Origin of the sequence: Paenibacillus sp. GCM10027628, from assembly GCF_042676385.1 — a bacterium.
GTDB lineage: Bacteria > Bacillota > Bacilli > Paenibacillales > NBRC-103111 > Paenibacillus_E.
In genome coordinates, this window is sequence record NZ_JBHTHA010000015.1 from 1 (window position 1) to 16,846 (window position 16,846).

At 45.2% G+C, this 16,846-nt stretch carries 20 protein-coding genes and 3 pseudogenes; 15 read left to right on the plus strand and 8 right to left on the minus strand.

Annotated elements, in window-relative coordinates; all coding sequences use genetic code 11:
- Window positions 1-618: 618 nt before the first annotated feature.
- On the minus strand, window positions 619-1,491 hold the full coding sequence (locus tag ACFQZT_RS14730; protein WP_379301075.1) for a sigma-70 family RNA polymerase sigma factor: 873 nt from the start codon (window positions 1,489-1,491) through the stop codon (window positions 619-621).
- Between the two features lie 337 nt (window positions 1,492-1,828).
- On the opposite strand from ACFQZT_RS14730, the gene ACFQZT_RS14735 reads away from it, so the two are divergent.
- From ACFQZT_RS14735 to ACFQZT_RS14745, 3 genes are read left to right on the plus strand one after another with little or no spacing between them, the layout of a single operon-like run.
- On the plus strand, window positions 1,829-2,383 hold the full coding sequence (locus tag ACFQZT_RS14735; RefSeq protein WP_379301077.1) for an NADPH-dependent FMN reductase: 555 nt from the start codon (window positions 1,829-1,831) through the stop codon (window positions 2,381-2,383).
- Between the two features lie 30 nt (window positions 2,384-2,413).
- Entirely contained in the window at window positions 2,414-2,761 is a 348-nt protein-coding gene (locus ACFQZT_RS14740) for an ester cyclase (protein ID WP_379301079.1), read from the plus strand.
- Between the two features lie 47 nt (window positions 2,762-2,808).
- A complete protein-coding gene (locus ACFQZT_RS14745) occupies window positions 2,809-3,210 on the plus strand; it encodes an ester cyclase (RefSeq protein WP_379301081.1) in 402 nt (133 codons plus the stop codon).
- A 132-nt stretch (window positions 3,211-3,342) separates the two neighbouring features.
- On the opposite strand, the gene ACFQZT_RS14750 is transcribed toward ACFQZT_RS14745, so the two are convergent.
- Both ACFQZT_RS14750 and ACFQZT_RS14755 read right to left on the minus strand, forming a co-directional pair.
- On the minus strand, window positions 3,343-3,888 hold the full coding sequence (locus ACFQZT_RS14750) for a DUF4309 domain-containing protein (protein ID WP_379301083.1): 546 nt from the start codon (window positions 3,886-3,888) through the stop codon (window positions 3,343-3,345).
- A 90-nt stretch (window positions 3,889-3,978) separates the two neighbouring features.
- Window positions 3,979-4,788 (minus strand): M23 family metallopeptidase, encoded by an 810-nt coding sequence (locus tag ACFQZT_RS14755; RefSeq protein ID WP_379301085.1) that lies wholly within the window; start codon window positions 4,786-4,788, stop codon window positions 3,979-3,981.
- A gap of 150 nt (window positions 4,789-4,938) precedes the next feature.
- On the opposite strand from ACFQZT_RS14755, the pseudogene ACFQZT_RS14760 reads away from it, so the two are divergent.
- Window positions 4,939-5,061, plus strand: a pseudogene (locus ACFQZT_RS14760) (arsenate reductase); the annotation flags it as partial.
- A 15-nt stretch (window positions 5,062-5,076) separates the two neighbouring features.
- Window positions 5,077-5,235: a hypothetical protein gene (locus tag ACFQZT_RS14765; protein ID WP_379301087.1), complete on the plus strand. Its 159-nt coding sequence runs from the start codon at window positions 5,077-5,079 to the stop codon at window positions 5,233-5,235.
- A gap of 299 nt (window positions 5,236-5,534) precedes the next feature.
- Here the strand turns inward: ACFQZT_RS14765 and ACFQZT_RS14770 are convergent, their stop codons facing one another.
- Window positions 5,535-5,882: a hypothetical protein gene (locus ACFQZT_RS14770; RefSeq protein ID WP_379301089.1), complete on the minus strand. Its 348-nt coding sequence runs from the start codon at window positions 5,880-5,882 to the stop codon at window positions 5,535-5,537.
- A gap of 331 nt (window positions 5,883-6,213) precedes the next feature.
- On the opposite strand from ACFQZT_RS14770, the gene ACFQZT_RS14775 reads away from it, so the two are divergent.
- Together ACFQZT_RS14775 and ACFQZT_RS14780 are read left to right on the plus strand one after the other, a co-directional pair.
- The gene (locus ACFQZT_RS14775; RefSeq protein WP_379301091.1) at window positions 6,214-6,609 is read left to right on the plus strand and encodes a MerR family transcriptional regulator; all 396 of its coding nucleotides are present in this window, start codon (window positions 6,214-6,216) and stop codon (window positions 6,607-6,609) included.
- 15 nt (window positions 6,610-6,624) lie between these two features.
- Window positions 6,625-6,866: pseudogene (locus tag ACFQZT_RS14780) on the plus strand (YnfA family protein); the annotation flags it as partial.
- Window positions 6,867-7,101: 235 nt separating this feature from the next.
- On the opposite strand, the gene ACFQZT_RS14785 reads toward ACFQZT_RS14780, so the two are convergent.
- Window positions 7,102-8,490, minus strand: a complete 1,389-nt coding sequence (locus ACFQZT_RS14785) for an NAD(P)-binding domain-containing protein (protein WP_379301093.1) — start codon at window positions 8,488-8,490, stop codon at window positions 7,102-7,104.
- A 339-nt stretch (window positions 8,491-8,829) separates the two neighbouring features.
- Window positions 8,830-9,171 carry an ArsR/SmtB family transcription factor gene (locus ACFQZT_RS14790; protein ID WP_379301095.1) on the minus strand — a complete coding sequence of 114 codons (342 nt, stop codon included), beginning with the start codon at window positions 9,169-9,171 and terminating at the stop codon, window positions 8,830-8,832.
- A gap of 216 nt (window positions 9,172-9,387) precedes the next feature.
- Here ACFQZT_RS14790 and ACFQZT_RS14795 point away from each other — a divergent pair, with 216 nt between their 5' ends.
- The 7 genes and pseudogenes from ACFQZT_RS14795 to ACFQZT_RS14825 all read left to right on the plus strand — a co-directional run bounded on the left by ACFQZT_RS14795 (window position 9,388) and on the right by ACFQZT_RS14825 (window position 12,623).
- Entirely contained in the window at window positions 9,388-9,807 is a 420-nt protein-coding gene (locus ACFQZT_RS14795; protein ID WP_379301097.1) for an arsenate reductase ArsC, read from the plus strand.
- 14 nt (window positions 9,808-9,821) lie between these two features.
- Window positions 9,822-10,145, plus strand: a complete 324-nt coding sequence (locus ACFQZT_RS14800) for an ArsR/SmtB family transcription factor (protein ID WP_379301099.1) — start codon at window positions 9,822-9,824, stop codon at window positions 10,143-10,145.
- Window positions 10,146-10,157: 12 nt separating this feature from the next.
- Window positions 10,158-10,799 carry an MIP/aquaporin family protein gene (locus ACFQZT_RS14805; RefSeq protein WP_379301101.1) on the plus strand — a complete coding sequence of 214 codons (642 nt, stop codon included), beginning with the start codon at window positions 10,158-10,160 and terminating at the stop codon, window positions 10,797-10,799.
- A gap of 14 nt (window positions 10,800-10,813) precedes the next feature.
- Window positions 10,814-11,233: pseudogene (arsC, locus tag ACFQZT_RS14810) on the plus strand (arsenate reductase (thioredoxin)); the annotation flags it as partial.
- Window positions 11,219-11,665, plus strand: coding sequence for a protein-tyrosine phosphatase family protein (locus tag ACFQZT_RS14815; RefSeq protein WP_379301285.1), 447 nt, complete (start codon window positions 11,219-11,221; stop codon window positions 11,663-11,665). The pseudogene arsC and the gene ACFQZT_RS14815, both read left to right, overlap by 15 nt.
- 123 nt (window positions 11,666-11,788) lie before the next feature.
- Window positions 11,789-12,358: an RNA polymerase sigma factor SigZ gene (sigZ, locus tag ACFQZT_RS14820; RefSeq protein ID WP_379301103.1), complete on the plus strand. Its 570-nt coding sequence runs from the start codon at window positions 11,789-11,791 to the stop codon at window positions 12,356-12,358.
- A 76-nt stretch (window positions 12,359-12,434) separates the two neighbouring features.
- Window positions 12,435-12,623 carry a hypothetical protein gene (locus ACFQZT_RS14825; protein WP_379301105.1) on the plus strand — a complete coding sequence of 63 codons (189 nt, stop codon included), beginning with the start codon at window positions 12,435-12,437 and terminating at the stop codon, window positions 12,621-12,623.
- Window positions 12,624-12,719: 96 nt separating this feature from the next.
- Here the strand turns inward: ACFQZT_RS14825 and ACFQZT_RS14830 are convergent, their stop codons facing one another.
- Entirely contained in the window at window positions 12,720-14,090 is a 1,371-nt protein-coding gene (locus tag ACFQZT_RS14830; protein ID WP_379301107.1) for a sigma-54-dependent transcriptional regulator, read from the minus strand.
- A complete protein-coding gene (locus ACFQZT_RS14835; protein WP_379301109.1) occupies window positions 14,083-15,714 on the minus strand; it encodes a transporter substrate-binding domain-containing protein in 1,632 nt (543 codons plus the stop codon). Before ACFQZT_RS14835 ends, ACFQZT_RS14830 begins: the two co-directional genes overlap by 8 nt.
- Before the next feature lie 288 nt (window positions 15,715-16,002).
- Between ACFQZT_RS14835 and ACFQZT_RS14840 the strand changes: the two genes are divergently transcribed.
- On the plus strand, window positions 16,003-16,836 hold the full coding sequence (locus ACFQZT_RS14840; RefSeq protein WP_379301111.1) for a transporter substrate-binding domain-containing protein: 834 nt from the start codon (window positions 16,003-16,005) through the stop codon (window positions 16,834-16,836).
- The last annotated feature ends 10 nt before the right edge of the window (window positions 16,837-16,846 follow it).

Sequence of the window (16,846 nt, forward strand, 5' to 3'; positions counted from 1 at the left end):
AATGTCCTTTTAAAATTGGACTAGTGCACGACCAAACAAATTGAATTATGAAACTGACTCCTATGGAGGCAATTTCAATCGCTCTTCCGCAGAATCGATTGCACATCATGCAACCATCGGCTACTTCAAAGAAATGAGGGGGGAACCTTCGGGTCATCCGCTTGGCAAAGAACAAAGGTCGTTATTAGTGAACAAGTTTGACGCTAAATTTCGGAGAAATAGCCATTTCGGGACTCGAAAGAACAAAAGTCCATAAACAACGAACGATCTTCGCTAATTATGGAATTTTATTCGTTCGAAGCCTGATTGGTGGTCATTGACCCACCAAATGAGTCAAAATGTTCTCTATTAAAGACCTTTGTTNCCACCAAATGAGTCAAAATGTTCTCTATTAAAGACCTTTGTTCTTTCCATGACGGGTAAGGGGGAACTGTAGACATATAGGGCATTACCGACTGTTTAGGCATTTCATTCATCTCTACTCGAGCTTTTGCGGTCATTCCGGACAAATAGATCGATGATATTTATCCACAAATCGGCATCATGCACAGTTCCCTTTGTTTTCTATCCAATTATAATACGCACTTCTAAGCCCGAGCCGCATTGTAGGTTGGCTCGTCAGTCGCCAAGAACCGTCAGGTCGAGCTGGCCGAGGCGTACGGGGTCGGAGAACAAATCTAATCCAGCGATCTTGCCCTCCTTGAACGTTGGCATAATGACGAATAACAGTTCTCCATGCGGAACCACGGCGATGCCTATGGCTCCGTTCACGATTGCCGGTCGTGCAGCTTTGGCACCGCTAGCAATGACCTGCTTGGCTATAGCATGCGCACCGCGAATCTCCCTTATTGCACCAGCAGCTTCGCGATCGTCCCGGAGCACGACACCCGGGTCGAGTACCTTGAGCAGCGCTTCGAAGTTGCCTGCGCGTGCCGCCGAGAGGAAGGCATCAACCAGTTCGCGCTGGCGGGTAAGATCGGCGTCGGGAGCTGTCTCCGCTCCTTGCACCCTGCGGCGTGCACGGCTTGCGAGCTGCCTGGCCGCGGCCTCGGTGCGCCCTACGATGGGAGCAATCTCTACGAAGGGCATGGCGAATATATCGTGCAGCACGAACGTGATGCGCTCGGCGGGATTCAGGTTCTCAAGCACCACGAGCATCGCAAGACCGACGGAATCGGCCAGCAGCGCTTCGCGCTCGGGGTCGCTCCCGTCCTCGCGGCTCGTGATCGGCTCGGCCACGTACGCCTCCATGGGCTCCTCGTGCCGCGATTTGCGCGAGCGCAGCATGTCGAGGCACACCCGCGCGACAACCGTCGTCAGCCAACCGCCCAAATTCTCGACATTGCTTCTATCTGATCGGCTGAGGCGGAGCCAAGATTCCTGCACGGCGTCGTCCGCCTCGCTCAGAGATCCCAGCATTCGGTAAGCCACCGCTTGCAGATGGTTCCGGTAACCCTCGAATTCCTCCGCCAGCCATTTTTGTTCGTCCATCGGTCACATTCCTTCCTTATATGCCTTTTATATATATTGACGTATGAAACCCGAGCGATGTGACAGGAAGCCGGGATTTCCGGCGGGAATCGCTTCGAATTGCACCGCCAGATATTTTTTTTCGCCAACCGGTCACGTTCTCTTATCGCCATCCGTCATAGTAGTGACGAGCGAAAATGACCGATGCGACAGGAGAGCGGCCGACTCCCAAAGATGCGCAAGCGGGCGGACTCGTAAAGATCGTAACCCAAGTTTACCATTCAAACACGAATGAGCCAATTTTTGGATGACGACAATCCGAAACGATAAATTATAAGAGTGAAAGGTGATTATGAATATGAAAATTACAATGATTGCTGGCAGTAATCGCGAAGGCGCAATGAGCACGAATCTTCTTCACTATATCGATCATTTATTGAAAGCAAAAAATATATCAGCCACGCTTGTGGATCTGCGGGAGCTTCATTTACCGCTTTTTTCACCCGATAACTGGGACTTTCACCCGAACGCTCAGTATGTATTAGAAACGGCTGCAAATGCAGATGGACTGATCCTTGCGACCCCGGAATATCATGGCTCCATTTCGGGGGTGCTGAAAAACGCCTTGGATTACATGAATGCAAGTCATGTTTCGGGGAAGCCGGTGCTTTCCGTAAGTTCGGCAGGCGGTCCAATGGGGGTAAGCTCGTTATCGAATCTACAGAGCATTATTCGCGCTTTGCATGGTGTTAACAGTCCGGAGTGGATCTCTATTGGAGCTGGAAATCATAGTTTTGGTCCGGATGGTGCTCCGTCAGATGAGGGGATCAGGGAGAGGGTCGAAAGTGCGGTCGATAAGTTCGTGAATCTGACCCGGATGATTACCAATGGGATCGCTGCAGCAACAAAATGACCAACAAACAATAAAGGAGCATGATTTAGTATGAAAACGATAGAACAAAAAAATATTGAAACAGTAACCGCGTTTATCGAGGCCTTGCCGAATCCAAGTGATTTGGATCATACGGATCAATTTTTTGTTAAACAATTAGGGGAAGCATTTGCTGATAAACACTATGTGCTGGAAGAGACCATAGCCCAAGGAGAGAAAGTAATTGCAAGAATCGTTATAACAGGTACGCATAAAGGTACGTTTGCCGGACACTTACCTAAGGGCAAGTCCGTTAAGCTCACTCAGTTCCGTGAATTTCGGGTCGTAGACGATAAGATTGTCGAACATCGCGGTTGGTTTGACACGGGGACGCTATTGCCCCAAATTCAGGTCAAGTAACAAGAGGCCATAAAGCCGAACGGATAAACACAAAGGAGATGTTTACTATGGAAACGATTGAACAGAAGAATATCGAAACGGTAACCGCATTTATCGAGGCTTTTTGGAATCAAAGTGATTTGGATAGTACAGAACGATTTTTGACATCCGATTACCAAGAGCACACTTATCAATCCAAAGAAGGCCTGAAACAATTTGCCGGCAAAATATTAGAAGCATTTCCCGATAAACTCTACACAGTGGAAGAGATCATAGCCCAAGGGGAGAAGGTATTAGTGAGAATGGCTGTGAAGGGTACGCATAAAGGTATGTTTTTTGGAAACGCACCTACGGGCAATTCCATTGATGTCACCCTGTACCGCCAATATCGTGTAGTAGATGGTAAGATTGCCGAACATCGCGGTTGGATCGATATGGTGACCATGTGGCGCCAAATTCAAGCCAATTAGCTCAGGTCCCGTTGCGTGATAAAGCCAGGAATCCCTCGGAAGAGTGGAGTGGATCCATTGGCTGCCTGACCCTTGCTTTTAATCCTAGCACAGAGACATAGAAACAGGCTGTCGATTGACAGCCTGTTTCTATTATTCAACTATAATTTTAACAATGGGGCCTTCTTTGGTTTCCGAAATGAACTTTAAATATAAATTGTCCTTAACTTTATAAATTTGATTCCATGCAGGGCCGTAGGCTTCATCATCTAATTCTTGATCAGGTTCTCCTAACGCTTTTTTAACGTCGGCTGTTGTTCCCTGCCATCCTACTGTTGTTGGTTTGGCTGTAATCTTTTGAATTTTTGCATTTTTATCAAGCTCATTTAGTGAATGGATGGCCTCCACTCCATACACTTGAAATTCCAAGGAGAAGCCCTCGTATTCTAGACGATATCCGTTTTCAGAGCGCCCTGTACTTATTGGATTTGGAAGTATCTTAAGAGTTTCGCTCTTAGTAGTCCCAATTGGAACTTCAACTCCTTTAAGTTTACCCTCCAACGCCAGTTTCCATATTTCATTTTGAGTTCTGTCGATCTTTTGTTGATTGTTATTACAACCTATCAATACAATTAACATTAAGCTCATAGAGATCGTCCATACAACTAACTTTAAGAAAATCTGAATAGATTTTTGCATTAGAATCACCTCTGTCTGACAACAGATTAGCCTTTAAAGCTTAACGATCTAGTAACGAGTTTATCTACTACTTTGCGGTATTGCGAAATATTAAACTTTTAATAGGTCAGCGACTTTCTCATCTTTTAAATGAAATTTTTTCTTAAAATTTGTCAAAGAATGGTCTGTTACCGAAATATCAGCCATCCATTTTTCAAATGCATCTTGACCAACATAATTAATGAGTAATTGGTCAATAAAATAATCTGGGTTTGATAATTCATCAACTTCATGATTATCTGGTTCCAAGCTGAATGTTTGAAAGCCACTAACAAAATAAGGCCAAAAAAGCTTTGGGTTAATGGTTTGAGAAAAAGTAGGTGTCATTGTGTTACCGTTATTCACATCAAAATGAAGGTGATAATTGTCTGGAGTATTAGTACCGGTTTTTTTTGCACCTGTATTTCCTGATATTCCGATTTGTTGTCCTTTACTAACAGTATTCCCAGTGTTCACCGAAAAACTGTCAAGGTGAAGATAACGTGCGATTAGGTTATTACCATTAGGATCCTTCTGGTCATGTTTAATTGTTACATACTTAATTGCTGATGTATAGCCACTTACCAATGTATATTGTCCGGATCCCATAACGACTCCGCTTTCTACAGCTGTTACTGATTGTAATTTAACACCGATATCAATACCTTTATGCGGTTCACTTCCACCATATAACTGTGTAACATTGGTATTCGTCGTTGGCCAATCCCAATTCAGCGGGAAATAAGGATTATCTGGATCACCCATAGGGCTTATAATATTAGTACTTGAACTAGATTCTGCGTTAATAACATTTGACGAAAAAACACCAATACATGAAACAGTAAGGGCCAGAGATAAAATAGTCTTTGATATTTTCTTCATAAATTCCTCCAGATATATAAAATGTTAAGTTAACAAATTAAAAGGCGCCTTTTTAATTGGTTAAAAAAAGTAAATTCTACATTTTATTTAAAAATCCTTCTCATATTTTACATTTTAAAGAAATAATTTGAAATTAATTCCAATTTCTTAAATGGCAATGCTGAAAGATGGCACTGGGGCTTCGACGACTCTGCAAAAGCAACGGGAACCGAAGAAGAAATTACGGCGAAATTCCGTGAAATGCGCGATTCCATCAAGAACCGGATCGAGTAGTTCGTGAAGGAAGGTATGCAGAAAAACTATCAGGCATTAATCGATGATCAAATATTTTTCGGCGGTGCTGCTGACGTCGAGGATATGGTGAAAAATGAAGGCGTTGAAGTTATTGTGGATTTACGTGGAGAGGCTACGAGTGCGCCTATCTTGCAGGTAACGTGGAATGGCTAAAAGTCCCTCTGGGTGACAATGCGGAGGGACAGCAAGACCAATTGTTTCAACAAGCCATCGACCCCGTTGTAGAGAGGCTTATAAGAGCGGTAAGAAAGTTGGGTTCCATTGTGGCGGGGGAAAAGGGTGCACTGGTGCTGTAGCAGTTGGAGCATTGATAACATTGGGTAAGTAAACCATCGAAGAAGCTGAAAAACTGGCGCAAAGCATTCGCCCTTTTGTTAATATTAGACTGCCTCAACGTGAGGCGCTGGAAAAGTTATTTAATAAGTAACGTACTTACGGCCTCCGGCAGGTATTTATACTGACGGGGGTTGAATTATGTTTGAAATATTTTCGTTAATTTCTTGACTCAAGAAAGTTTTCGCCTCTTCGTTTCCGGTCAACGGAAGCCAAATCGGTTCTTCCTCGCGGCTCGCACGGACGGTAAAAGTTAAAAACGGGCAGCATTTCCGCTCCAGGCTAACCCATTCAATCAAAAGCCGCAGCGTATCCGGATCGCCAGGGAATTGATACTCGTATCCCTTTTCGATCTCTGTAACACGGAGCCTTCTTGCTTCAAGTTCTCCCCAAACGCTTTTGTACTCCACCCGCTGTTCTTTCGTAAAAACCGTATGGCAGCAAGCAACCGGTATTTCTTTTCTCATGGTTTCTACCCCCTCTAACTTTGTGCAGGAATTGCAGCTACATCCTTTTTTCATGCAAGTCGATCCGCTTTTCTTCCGCCGCTGATATATAATGACTCCCGCTATCACAAACACAAGGGACATACCCGCCACAATCAACGGATTCAAAAAGAAAGATGAGATGCCGAGAGCTGCCGCGCCACCGATCAATGGCAACGCGCAACATAAGGCACATGCCCCTAATAACCCAAGACCGGCGAGCCATTCCCCTTTTTTCATGTACATCACCTTCCAATCAAGATATAATCGAAGTATAAAACTTAAAGTTAACTTTAAGTCAAGGAGTGTTTTCATGGCTGGGCTTAGCATTGGTCAACTTGCAGCAAGGGCAGAATTGAACGCGTCGACGCTGCGTTATTACGAATCCGTTGGGTTGCTACCGTCTCCGCAGCGCCAAAACGGGCAACGCCGGTATGACGAAGGGCTGCTTGACCGTATCAACTTTATTAAAGTCGCGCAGCAAACCGGTTTTAGTATTCAGGAAATAGCTGTGTTGCTTGAAGGCTTTGAAACCGGCGATTCGCTTTCGGATCGTTGGCAACAGATGGCGAAGCAAAAGCGCTCTGAACTTGAAGAGCGAAAGAAGCATATCAATTCCATGATACGAATTCTAGACAATGGAATAAGCTGCAAATGCCTTACCTGGTCGGAATGCTTGGAGAAGATAGAAAATACGGGTTCGTGTTAGGGGATTTTTATGTTGATGGCTATATTAATTTTTGTGCTTGCTGGTCTTGCCGAAATTGGCGGCGGGTATCTAGTTTGGCTTTGGTTACGAGAATCAAAGCCCCTTTGGTATGGGGTGCTTGGAAGCAAGGCATCATTCCAACACTGCAAAGTTTCCCGACATTCGGGCGAGTCTACGCTGCTTACGGTGGCGTATTTGTTGTTCTCGCGGTGTTATGGGGATGGCTTGTCGATAAGAAAACACCCGATATATACGACTGGCTAGGAGCCGCTATTTGCATTGTAGGTGTGTCCGTCATGTTATGGGCACCAAGAAGTTAATAATTTCTTCGGGTTGAATTATGAAAGAATTATACTAACCTCCCGTTCTTAATAAAAAAGAACGTTCCCGCACCTTCGCTTGGGCTACGTCCTCCAGTATATCCAATTATCAATGAACTTCTCCTTTCAAAATAAAACCGGCATTGCCTATTAGACAACGCCGATGTGATTACTAACCGCAGCAAGAAGATTTTGATGCCGCTGGAGTCATGACTAGTGAACAACAAGTGCTTACGGTATCCGTTTTGAGTACAAGTTCTTCACTTTTTACAGGTTCACAGCATGAGCTAGTCTGTATACTACAAACACCTGTCTCGGGTAGTTCAAGTTCTACTCTCTCAGCTGCCTCATGATCACCTACTAAAGCTGCAACAACGGATCTTACTTGTTCATACCCTGTTGCCATCAAAAAAGTAGGTGCTCTACCATAGCTCTTCGATCCAACAATATAAAAGTCCCTCTCTGGTTGTCTAAGTTCTTTCTCTCCGTGTGGTCTAACCGTACCGCAGCTGTGAACGTTTGGATCGATGAGAGGCGCTAACTCCAAAGTACTTTCCAGGCTTGGATCTGTAATCACCCGGACTTCTCTTAAGAAGGATAGATCCGGACGGGAACCTGTATTTGAAACAATCTCATCAATAGCATCAATTTGAATCAATTCGTTATTTAAAGTACCAATAACCTGTATCTTTTCTCCGTTCTTTTTTAACTCTTGAATATAAAAAGGTGTTAGAACTTTAACTTTACCTGTTTCGACTAGCTTCTGAATACGTGTTCCAAGTTCCCCTCTAGCGGCGAGCTGATCTTGCTCTTGCCCTCCATAGACGTCTTTAAGCTTAGACTTCCTAAGTACCCAAACGATTTCCGTATCTTGTACTTGATCCTTAAGACCTCCGAGTTCCAAAAGTGTATTGATTGCAGAGTGACCGCTGCCTACAACGAGAACTTTCTTTCCACTGAAGCGATCTTTATGCTTGCCAAGAATCTCTGGTATACCATAGAAAACTTGCTTACTTAAAGACTGCTCCTCAGGAGTCCATACACCTTCTGAAATGACAGGGTTCGGATTAGTCCATGTACCCGAAGCATCAATGACTGCCTTGGCTTCAAACAAAATTCGATCTCCATTTTTCTCAACATGTAAAACAAACGGAAGGTCGTTGCGGCCATTTGTTTTGACCTTATTTAGGCCTTTTCGACTCACGGCAATCACTGAGGCATTCAATTGAATGAAAGGTTTTATTTCAGGTAATTCTGCTAAAGGTTTAAAATACTTCTCAACTAGTTCTAGCCCGGTAGGGATATCAGAATTATTCGGGGCAATCCAACCGTGTGAAGTCAGTAATTGACGTGCTGCTTTATCAATATTGTATTCCCATGGAGAAAAGAGACGTACATGTGACCATGTAAGAATATTGGCACCTACGTGGTTCCCGGCATCAAACAGTATAAAGGGTTCTCCCCGGGAAACTAAATGTGCTGCCGCGGCAAGACCAACTGGTCCAGCGCCTATAATGGCTACAGGTAATTGGGCCTTAGTTAGAACTGCATTTTCACTCATTGAAGATTCCTCCAAATAATTGTTTAGTTTTCATTATTCAAGACGGTTGCTACTTCCAAGAGACGCAAGTTTATTTGTTTTTAAGAGCAGGCGCATGCACAGCAAACACTTTGCGTAGTTTGTTTAGTCCGAAATAAGTTTGTGAGTTTATTGAGACTAAAACTAAATTGTTTTTGGTTCTGAACTTGAACCTCTTCTGCTAAGCTAACTTGTTTACCTTGCTGTTTTACATACATCATTTGTGGATTCACATCGTGGAATAACATGAAATAAACACTCCTTCATCAAAATATATTGATTTATAAATCAAAAAAAATTGATATTAATTCTAAAAAAAATTTATGATCGACTTGGTCTAAAAATGCAGCACAGCTCTTCTGAAAGCAAGCCGTTAACTTCAGAATTATTGATCTCGTAATAGCTCCAGGTACCAATGACTTCTTTCGTAATTAGGTTTGCATCTAATAGGATCTTCAAGTGATAAGACAATTTCGATTGAGCCATATCCACGATATCGCATAAGTCGCAAACACACGTTTTTCCTCGCTGGGTTAACTCATACATGATTTGCAGTCTTTTGCGATCCGCCAAGGCTTTAAACTTTGCCTCATACGTTTCAAAGAAGGAATCGTTCTTTTTAGTGGTAGTCTTTACTTCATGTATTGGAATTATGGTTTTCATTGTTTTCACCCGATTCATTCATCAAATATTTTTGATTTATTAACAATATAAACCAATGCGAATTGAATTGCAATAGCATAATCGAAATATTTTGATTAACTGAAACGTCTTGGAATTCCATCTAAATATGGTCCTAGATCATATTTACAATTTCTTAACTTACAAATATAACTGAATAATTATATAATCATTGACAGATGGTATAGGGTTGAGAAAATGTTGAAGAAACCAGTTCGTGTTTACTTTCTGTGTATTCAAAACCGCTGCCGCAGTCAAATAGCAGAAGCATTTGCTAAGCACTACGGTGGAGAACACGTTATAGTCGAAAGTGCAGGACTTGAGCCGTATGATATTCATCCTTTTACTGTTGAAGTCATGAAGGAATTTGGGATTGAACTTTCAGGGAATGCTTCTAAGAAAATCGATATGAAGTATTTTATTTCCTCTAATGTTATTGTTAAGCTCTGTCAACAAGTTGCCGAACGTTGTCCAATTATTCCTTTTGGTATCACTAGCGTTGATTGGAATATCGAGGATCCTCTGATAAAGGAGGATATCCAAGCGGTAAGACAAGCGAGAGACGAAATACAAAAGAAAGTGATCGAGCTGTTAAAAGGTTTGAATGTGCCTTTATAGAGGAGTGCATAGCTTTGGTTGAAATAGAAAAGTTATCGGAAGTATGCAAGCTGTTGGGGGATAAAATGAGGCTCACGATTCTTTCCCTTCTCAAAGAACGCGAACTTTGCGTTTATGAGATTGTAGAGCTCATGCAAACGAGCCAACCTAATGTAAGCCAACATATGCGAAAACTAAAAGATGGCGGTCTGGTCAAAGAAGCTAAAAAAGGCCAATGGGTGTTTTATTCCTTGAATATTGATGACAAACCGTATTTGCTTGAATTATTTGAGCACTTGCCTTCTCAAAAAGAAAAAGTAGAAAAAATATCTTGCGAACAACTGGATTGTTGTGATTAGGGGCCACTTGTGATGTTAAAGAAGAAACTGATTGCTGAATTTATTGGTACTTATTTTTTGGTTTTTGCAGGTACTGGGGCAGTTGTCATTAACGATATTACACAAAGCCTTACCCATGTTGGGATTGCAATCACATTTGGTTTGGTAGTTATGGCACTGATTTATACCTTCGGCCATATATCAGGAGCACATTTTAATCCTGCGGTTACAATTGGCTTTTTGGTAAGAGGCGATATTTCGTTTAAAGAAAGCTTGTTTTATATGGTTACGCAAATGCTAGCCGCAATTTTCGCGAGTATGACACTCTTGTTTATGTTCGGTAATGTAGCTCATTTAGGCGCAACTCTTCCTCGGTTTTCCTGGCAACAGTCATTTATTTTAGAGTTCATTTTAACTTTTATCCTCATGATGGTTATATTAGGTTCTGCCGTACATGGCAAAGCTGTTAAATCTTTTGCCGGTCTTGCCATTGGCGGGACTGTTGGGTTAATGGCCATGTTTGCGGGCCCTATTTGCGGGGCTTCCATGAATCCAGCCCGTTCATTTGGTCCTGCTATTGTATCAGGTACAACAGAGCATCTTTGGATTTACCTTGTAGCGACAGTTCTTGGAGCTGTAGTTGCATCAATCCTATATAAACAAATTCACGAATAAGGAGATATTCAGATATGGACAAAAAATTAGTTTATTTTCTTTGCACAGGAAACTCTTGCCGCAGTCAAATCGCCGATGGATTTTTGAAAGCTTTAGGCAGCGATAAATACGAAGTGAAAAGCGCAGGTCTGGAAGCACACGGATTGAACCCTCGCGCGGTTGCAACAATGAAAGAAGCGGGCATCGATATTTCGAGCCATACATCCGACGTGATAGACCCTGAGATTTTAAGCCGCGCCGATTACATTATCACACTGTGTGGTCACGCTAACGATAACTGCCCGGTTGTACGCAATGACAAGGCTGAGAGATGGCACTGGGGTTTCGATGATCCTGCAAAAGCAACGGGAACCGAAGAAGAAATTACGGCGAAATTCCGTGAAGTGCGCGATTCCATCAAGAACCGAATCGAACAGTTCGTGAAGGAAGGTAAGCAGAAAAACTATCAGGCATTAATCGACGATAAAGTATTCTTTGGCGGGGCTGCCGACGTTGAAGATATGGTTAAAAATGAAAACGTTGAAGTGATTGTGGATCTGCGCGGGGAAGCTACGGAATGCGCCTATCCTGAGGGCAACGTTGAATGGCTAAAAGTCCCCCTGGGTGACAATGCGGAGGGACCACAAGACCAACTGTTTCAACAAGCCATCGACCACGTTGTAGAGGCTTATAAGAGCGGTAAGAAAGTTGGGTTCCATTGTGGCGGCGGAAAAGGACGCACTGGTGCTGTAGCTGTTGGAACATTGATAACATTGGGCAAGAGTCAAACCATCGAAGAGGCTGAAAAACTGGCGCAAAGCATTCGTCCCGTTGTTAATATTAGACAACCTCAACGTGAGGCGCTGGTGAAATTATTTGATAAGTGATCTTATTACGGCTCCTGGCAATTATTATTGCTAAGGGGCTATTTTTTTGGAATAGTATTCGAAAAGTGCGTCCTTTTACATATTCGCACGTCTCTGTAATAAAACAAATGCCGGAGGAAGCGTATGGACACGGAGGAAGTATGGAAATCATTTTATAGCCCTTTGCGGAATTTCATTCTAAAACGGGTAACAAGTGAGCAGGACACTGATGACATTCTCCAGAATGTATTTATGAAAATACACACTAATTTAGATCATCTAAAGGACAGTGAGAAACTTCAGTCGTGGATTTATCAGATTACTCGAAATAGCATCATTGATTATTATCGAAAAGGAAAAAGCCAACTGCTGGATGAATTGCCTCTCAATCTACCCTCACCTGAGACATCGGAGGAAGTAAATGAAGCGTTCAAGGAAATATCGGCTTGTATCAGACCGATGGTACGGCAACTTTCTGAGAAATATGCGCATGCTCTCGAATTAACCGAATTTGGCGGCTATACGCAGAAACAGCTGAGCGAGGAGTTAGCTGTCTCCATTTCCGGAGCCAAATCGAGGGTACAGCGCGGTAGAGAGAAGTTGAAAGAGCTTTTGCTGAATTGTTGTGATTTTGAGTTTGATCGGCTTGGCCATATTATAGATGTTACGTCTCGTAATCATTGTGAAGGAGGTTGCGACTCGCGTTCTTGTTAGGAAAAATTTGCGTCCTTCTGAATAAATACGCGTCTACAGAAGCGTAAGACACTTCATTATTTAGGAGGAATTGAATATGAGCAAAGACATGAATACAGGCAAAGAAAGCAATGTTGAAAAAGAAAACTGTTGTGGGGGGCCTGCACCAACCGAAACGAATGCTTGTTGCGCGGCGGATGCGGACGCGAAGCCGCTAGGTAAGGATGGGTACGGGTGTAGTTCAAATTCAACGAATGCAAAGACTGCAGTTAACTCCTGCTGTTAATAAATATGGAGAAAAAAATGACCGTGAGTTCGTATCACGGTCTTTTGTTTTCGCAAAATTGCTGGGGCTGGATGACGAGGGCTGGGCTCGCCCTAGCTATAGGAGGGTCCCTTCCTCTTTATACCTCGCCATTTTGTCGCGCAGCGTCCGTTCGCCAATATCCAGCATCTCGGCCGTTTTACGGCGGTTTCCGTCAAGCTCCCGAAGCGTAGCCAATATGAGTTTTCGCTCCGCCTCTTGGGCGGTATCGCCCACATAAACGGGAACGAGCCGTCCGTCGGACGTGTGCTCGCGCTGTGGCTGAAGGTCCATCGGCAAATCGCGAATGGTCAAATGATCGCCATCCGCGAGTGCGATGGAACGCTCGATAATGTTTTGCAGCTCCCGCACGTTGCCGGGAAACGGGTAGTCGTGAAGCAAGTTGAGGGCTTCCTGCGAGATGCTCTTTATTTGTTTGGACATTTTTCCGCCGATTTTGTCCATAAAATGCCGGATCAGCAGCGGGATATCTTCCTTGCGCTCGCGCAGCGGCGGCACCTGGATCGGGATGACGTTCAGCCGGTAATACAAATCTTCCCTGAACTTGCCCTGCTGCACTTCTTTCTTCAAATCCCGGTTCGTTGCGGCAATAATCCGGACGTTGATCCGTTTCTCTTTATGCCCGCCGATCGGCGTCACCGTTTTCTCCTGCAGCACCCGCAGCAGCTTGCTTTGCAGCCCGATGTCGAGCTCCCCGATCTCATCGAGAAACAAAGTGCCCCCGTCGGCCGTCTCGAACATGCCCGCTTTGCGTACGTTTGCGCCCGTAAACGCGCCTTTTTCATAACCGAACAGTTCGGACTCCATCAAATTGGCGGGAATGGCGGCGCAATTAATCGTGGAAAACACCTGCTCCCGCCGCTCCCCTGCAAAATGGACGGCGCGGGCGACCAGTTCTTTTCCCGTCCCGCTTTCCCCCAGGATCAATACGCCGGAATCGATGTTCTTCACTTTGTCTACAAGCGCAAACACCTGCTTCATCCGGTCGCTTTCGCCGATCAAGCCGTGCACGTCGTAGGCTTTGCGGATTTCTTCGTCCAGCCATTCGACCCTCGATTGCAGGTGATACTGCTCTTGGGCTCTGCCGCATAGCACCTTGAGCTCTTCCATATCGATCGGCTTCTGCACGTAATAGAAAGCACCAAGCTTCATTGCCTCTACGGCGGAAGCGATGCTGCCGAACGCGGTCATCATGATGACGACCGTCTTGGGCGACAGTTGCTTGACCGTCCGCAGCACTTCGATGCCGTCCCGCATGCCGATTCGCAGATCCAGCAGTACGATCGCAAACGAAAGATGCGCGAACAAAGAGACCGCCTCGTCAGGATCGATGGACGTATACACTTGATAATCATCTTCCAGAATAAAAGACAACGATTTGCAGATCGAGATTTCGTCATCAATAATAAGCAAATTCGGTTTATGCATGTTCGCTCTCTCCCTGTTCGCCCGGTAATTTCAACGTCACCTTGGTTCCGGTTCCCTTCTCACTCGCCACTTCGATCGCCCCGTTGTTCTCGGCCATCAGCCGGTAGCAAATCGATAGTCCAAGTCCGACCCCTCCGGCTTTTCGCGTAAAGAACGGTTCGTAAATGTTCGCCATATCCCGGGAATCGATGCCTTCGCCGGTATCTTCAATCGTCATCCTAACATGGGAGCCATCGCTGATAGCCGTTATCCGCAGCTGTCCGCCGTCTTCCATCGCATCGATCGCATTTTTGAACAAATTGATCAGCACCTGCTTGATTTGCTGGGCATCCGCCCATACGGCGCAAGACTCCGGCACTTCAAGCCGGACTTCGATCCGTTGTTTCTCAAACAGCTGATGGAACAGCAGCACGACGGCTTGGACGGTTTCGCCGATAGGGAAAATCGTTTTCTCAGGCGGTTTGTCACGCGCGAAGTCCAGCAGTTCGCCGACAATCCGGTTCAACCGCATCACTTCCCCGGTTACATGCTCCGCAAAAAACTCCCGGTACTCCTTGTTTTCATATTTGATCGGCAGGAGCTGGGCATAAGATAGAATGGACGTAATCGGATTGCGAATTTCGTGGGCGATCCCTGCGACTAATTGGCCTAACGATTGCAGTCTGTCTTTACGCGCAAGCTCGTCCAGCGTTTTTTTGTAAGCGTCGACGCGCTTCTTCAGTTCTTTCTTCAGCGTAAGATTCCACCATAAAATAATCAGCAACACGCAGGTGGTCACGACCAGACCGATGATAAAATAAGTAATTAGGCCGCGCAAATTGCGAGGCGACGGGTAAATGTATTCGCCGAACCATTTGCGTTCGATTTTCGTGTATGTACCGTTTGTTTTGATTTTCCGCAGCCCGGCGTCGATCGGCGCAAGCAGCCGTTCGTTCCGTTTCAGAACGACCATACCGTAGTCGGTAGGCGAAATCGGATCGCCGACGAGCTTCACCTTGTCCTGCTGGCCATCCGTTTGCAGGAAATACTGTCCGGTAATTTGATTGCCGATAAACGCGTCTACTTTGCGCTCCAGCAGCATCTGGATTGCTTCTTCCTGATTTTCCCCGGCGAGTACGGTTGCAGCGGGAAACCGCTGCAGCGCTTCCCCGCTAATATCGCCTTCCTGAACGGCTATTTTCCGGTGCTGCAAGTCGCTAAGAGAGAACACGGAATAATTGTCCTTCAACACGAAAATCGCCTGCGCACTTGTAAAATACGGTTCGGAGTAGGCGTACAGCGACGCGCGTTCCTTGCTGTATTTCATCCCCTGGATGGCATCCACCCGACCTGCTTCCAGCGCCTTCAGCGCTTCGCTCCACGGCATCGGATAAAACTCGAACGTAATCCCGGTTTCGATGGAAAGGGCGTTCATCATATCGACATTAAAACCTTGAAACGTACCGTTGACCTCGAATTCGAACGGCGGAAACCGGTTATCGCCGGCGAGGCGAATCACTTGCCGCTGCTCGGGTGGCATCACATCACCAGCTGCAGCGAAAGACGGGAAGCAGAGGACCGCCGAGAGCACGGCGAACATTATACAGAGAAGCGGAATGCCCGTAACATGACCAGTTCTGCGCATTTTTCCTACATCCCCTTACGATCATGATAGTCAGTATTATATCTCAAATCGGGAAATTCCACGATGAGCCTCCAAAGGCAACGCGAATCTTCGCGTTATAAGGGCGGCAAAATCCACCGGAGCGGCAAAAACTGCCGCTTTGACTTTCTAGCTAATCTTTTATTATTCACTGTACTTTTTTGAAAACCCTTACAAAAACTCGTATTTTTCTCTATCAAATCGCTTGGCATGGAACTTGCTAGTTTATAGACATGCAGTAACCATCAAATTATAACGGGGGAAAATACAATGGCTAACCAAACGAAAAAAGTAATGCTTCTCGCAATCCTGTGCGTACTGACGATTCTTGCAACCGCTTGCGGGGGTGGGAAAGCGAGTCCGGCACCGAGCGAACAGGCCAAAACGGCAAATGCGCCTGCGAACGCCAGCACGGACGAAGTGCTGCAAAAAATCGCAAAGAGCAAAACGCTGACAGTCGGCACGGATGCGACGTTCAAGCCGTTCGAATACAAATCGGGCGATAAATACGATGGTTTTGACATCGAGCTCATTCAAGCGGTTGCCAAAGAACTTGGTGCGGATAAAGTGGAATTTGTCGATACGGAATTCAAGGGACTGATTCCTGGCTTGCAGGCCAAAAAATTCGATATGATCGCTTCCGCCATGTACATTACCGACGAGCGCAAGCAGACGATCGATTTTTCCGAAACGTATTACCCGGGCGGTCTGACGATCATGCTCAAGAAGGACAATGACAACATCAAAGGCATCGAGGATTTGAAAGGCAAAAAAGTAGCCGTGCAGATCGGCACCAAATCCGTCAAGTTCTTGGAAGAGAACCACAAGGACATTCCGCTGGTGAAGGTCGAGAAGAACACTGAAATGTTTCTGGAGCTCGAGACGGGCAAAGTCGAAGCAGTCGTAACCGGCGGGCCTGCCGCCAAGACGTACGCGAAAGAAAAAGGCACGGTAAAGGTGCTGCCGAAAGAGCTGACGGAAGAATTTTACGGATACGGTATCCGCAAAGACAATTCGGAATTCAAGAAAGCCGTTAACGAAGCGATTGCGAAAATAAAAGCGAACGGCAAATACAACGAAATCGTCAAAAAATGGTTCGAATAACGGGAAATGA

Excerpts from the sequence above, each read along its gene's own strand:
- ACFQZT_RS14730 (WP_379301075.1), bottom strand. The coding sequence starts at position 1,491 with ATGGACGAACAAAAATGGCTGGCGGAGGAATTCGAGGGTTACCGGAAC.
- ACFQZT_RS14735 (WP_379301077.1), top strand. The coding sequence starts at position 1,829 with ATGAAAATTACAATGATTGCTGGCAGTAATCGCGAAGGCGCAATGAGC.
- ACFQZT_RS14740 (WP_379301079.1), top strand. The coding sequence starts at position 2,414 with ATGAAAACGATAGAACAAAAAAATATTGAAACAGTAACCGCGTTTATC.
- ACFQZT_RS14745 (WP_379301081.1), top strand. The coding sequence starts at position 2,809 with ATGGAAACGATTGAACAGAAGAATATCGAAACGGTAACCGCATTTATC.
- ACFQZT_RS14750 (WP_379301083.1), bottom strand. The coding sequence starts at position 3,888 with ATGCAAAAATCTATTCAGATTTTCTTAAAGTTAGTTGTATGGACGATC.
- ACFQZT_RS14755 (WP_379301085.1), bottom strand. The coding sequence starts at position 4,788 with ATGAAGAAAATATCAAAGACTATTTTATCTCTGGCCCTTACTGTTTCA.
- ACFQZT_RS14765 (WP_379301087.1), top strand. The coding sequence starts at position 5,077 with ATGCAGAAAAACTATCAGGCATTAATCGATGATCAAATATTTTTCGGC.
- ACFQZT_RS14770 (WP_379301089.1), bottom strand. The coding sequence starts at position 5,882 with ATGAGAAAAGAAATACCGGTTGCTTGCTGCCATACGGTTTTTACGAAA.
- ACFQZT_RS14775 (WP_379301091.1), top strand. The coding sequence starts at position 6,214 with ATGGCTGGGCTTAGCATTGGTCAACTTGCAGCAAGGGCAGAATTGAAC.
- ACFQZT_RS14785 (WP_379301093.1), bottom strand. The coding sequence starts at position 8,490 with ATGAGTGAAAATGCAGTTCTAACTAAGGCCCAATTACCTGTAGCCATT.
- ACFQZT_RS14790 (WP_379301095.1), bottom strand. The coding sequence starts at position 9,171 with ATGAAAACCATAATTCCAATACATGAAGTAAAGACTACCACTAAAAAG.
- ACFQZT_RS14795 (WP_379301097.1), top strand. The coding sequence starts at position 9,388 with ATGTTGAAGAAACCAGTTCGTGTTTACTTTCTGTGTATTCAAAACCGC.
- ACFQZT_RS14805 (WP_379301101.1), top strand. The coding sequence starts at position 10,158 with ATGTTAAAGAAGAAACTGATTGCTGAATTTATTGGTACTTATTTTTTG.
- sigZ (WP_379301103.1), top strand. The coding sequence starts at position 11,789 with ATGGACACGGAGGAAGTATGGAAATCATTTTATAGCCCTTTGCGGAAT.
- ACFQZT_RS14825 (WP_379301105.1), top strand. The coding sequence starts at position 12,435 with ATGAGCAAAGACATGAATACAGGCAAAGAAAGCAATGTTGAAAAAGAA.
- ACFQZT_RS14830 (WP_379301107.1), bottom strand. The coding sequence starts at position 14,090 with ATGCATAAACCGAATTTGCTTATTATTGATGACGAAATCTCGATCTGC.
- ACFQZT_RS14835 (WP_379301109.1), bottom strand. The coding sequence starts at position 15,714 with ATGCGCAGAACTGGTCATGTTACGGGCATTCCGCTTCTCTGTATAATG.
- ACFQZT_RS14840 (WP_379301111.1), top strand. The coding sequence starts at position 16,003 with ATGGCTAACCAAACGAAAAAAGTAATGCTTCTCGCAATCCTGTGCGTA.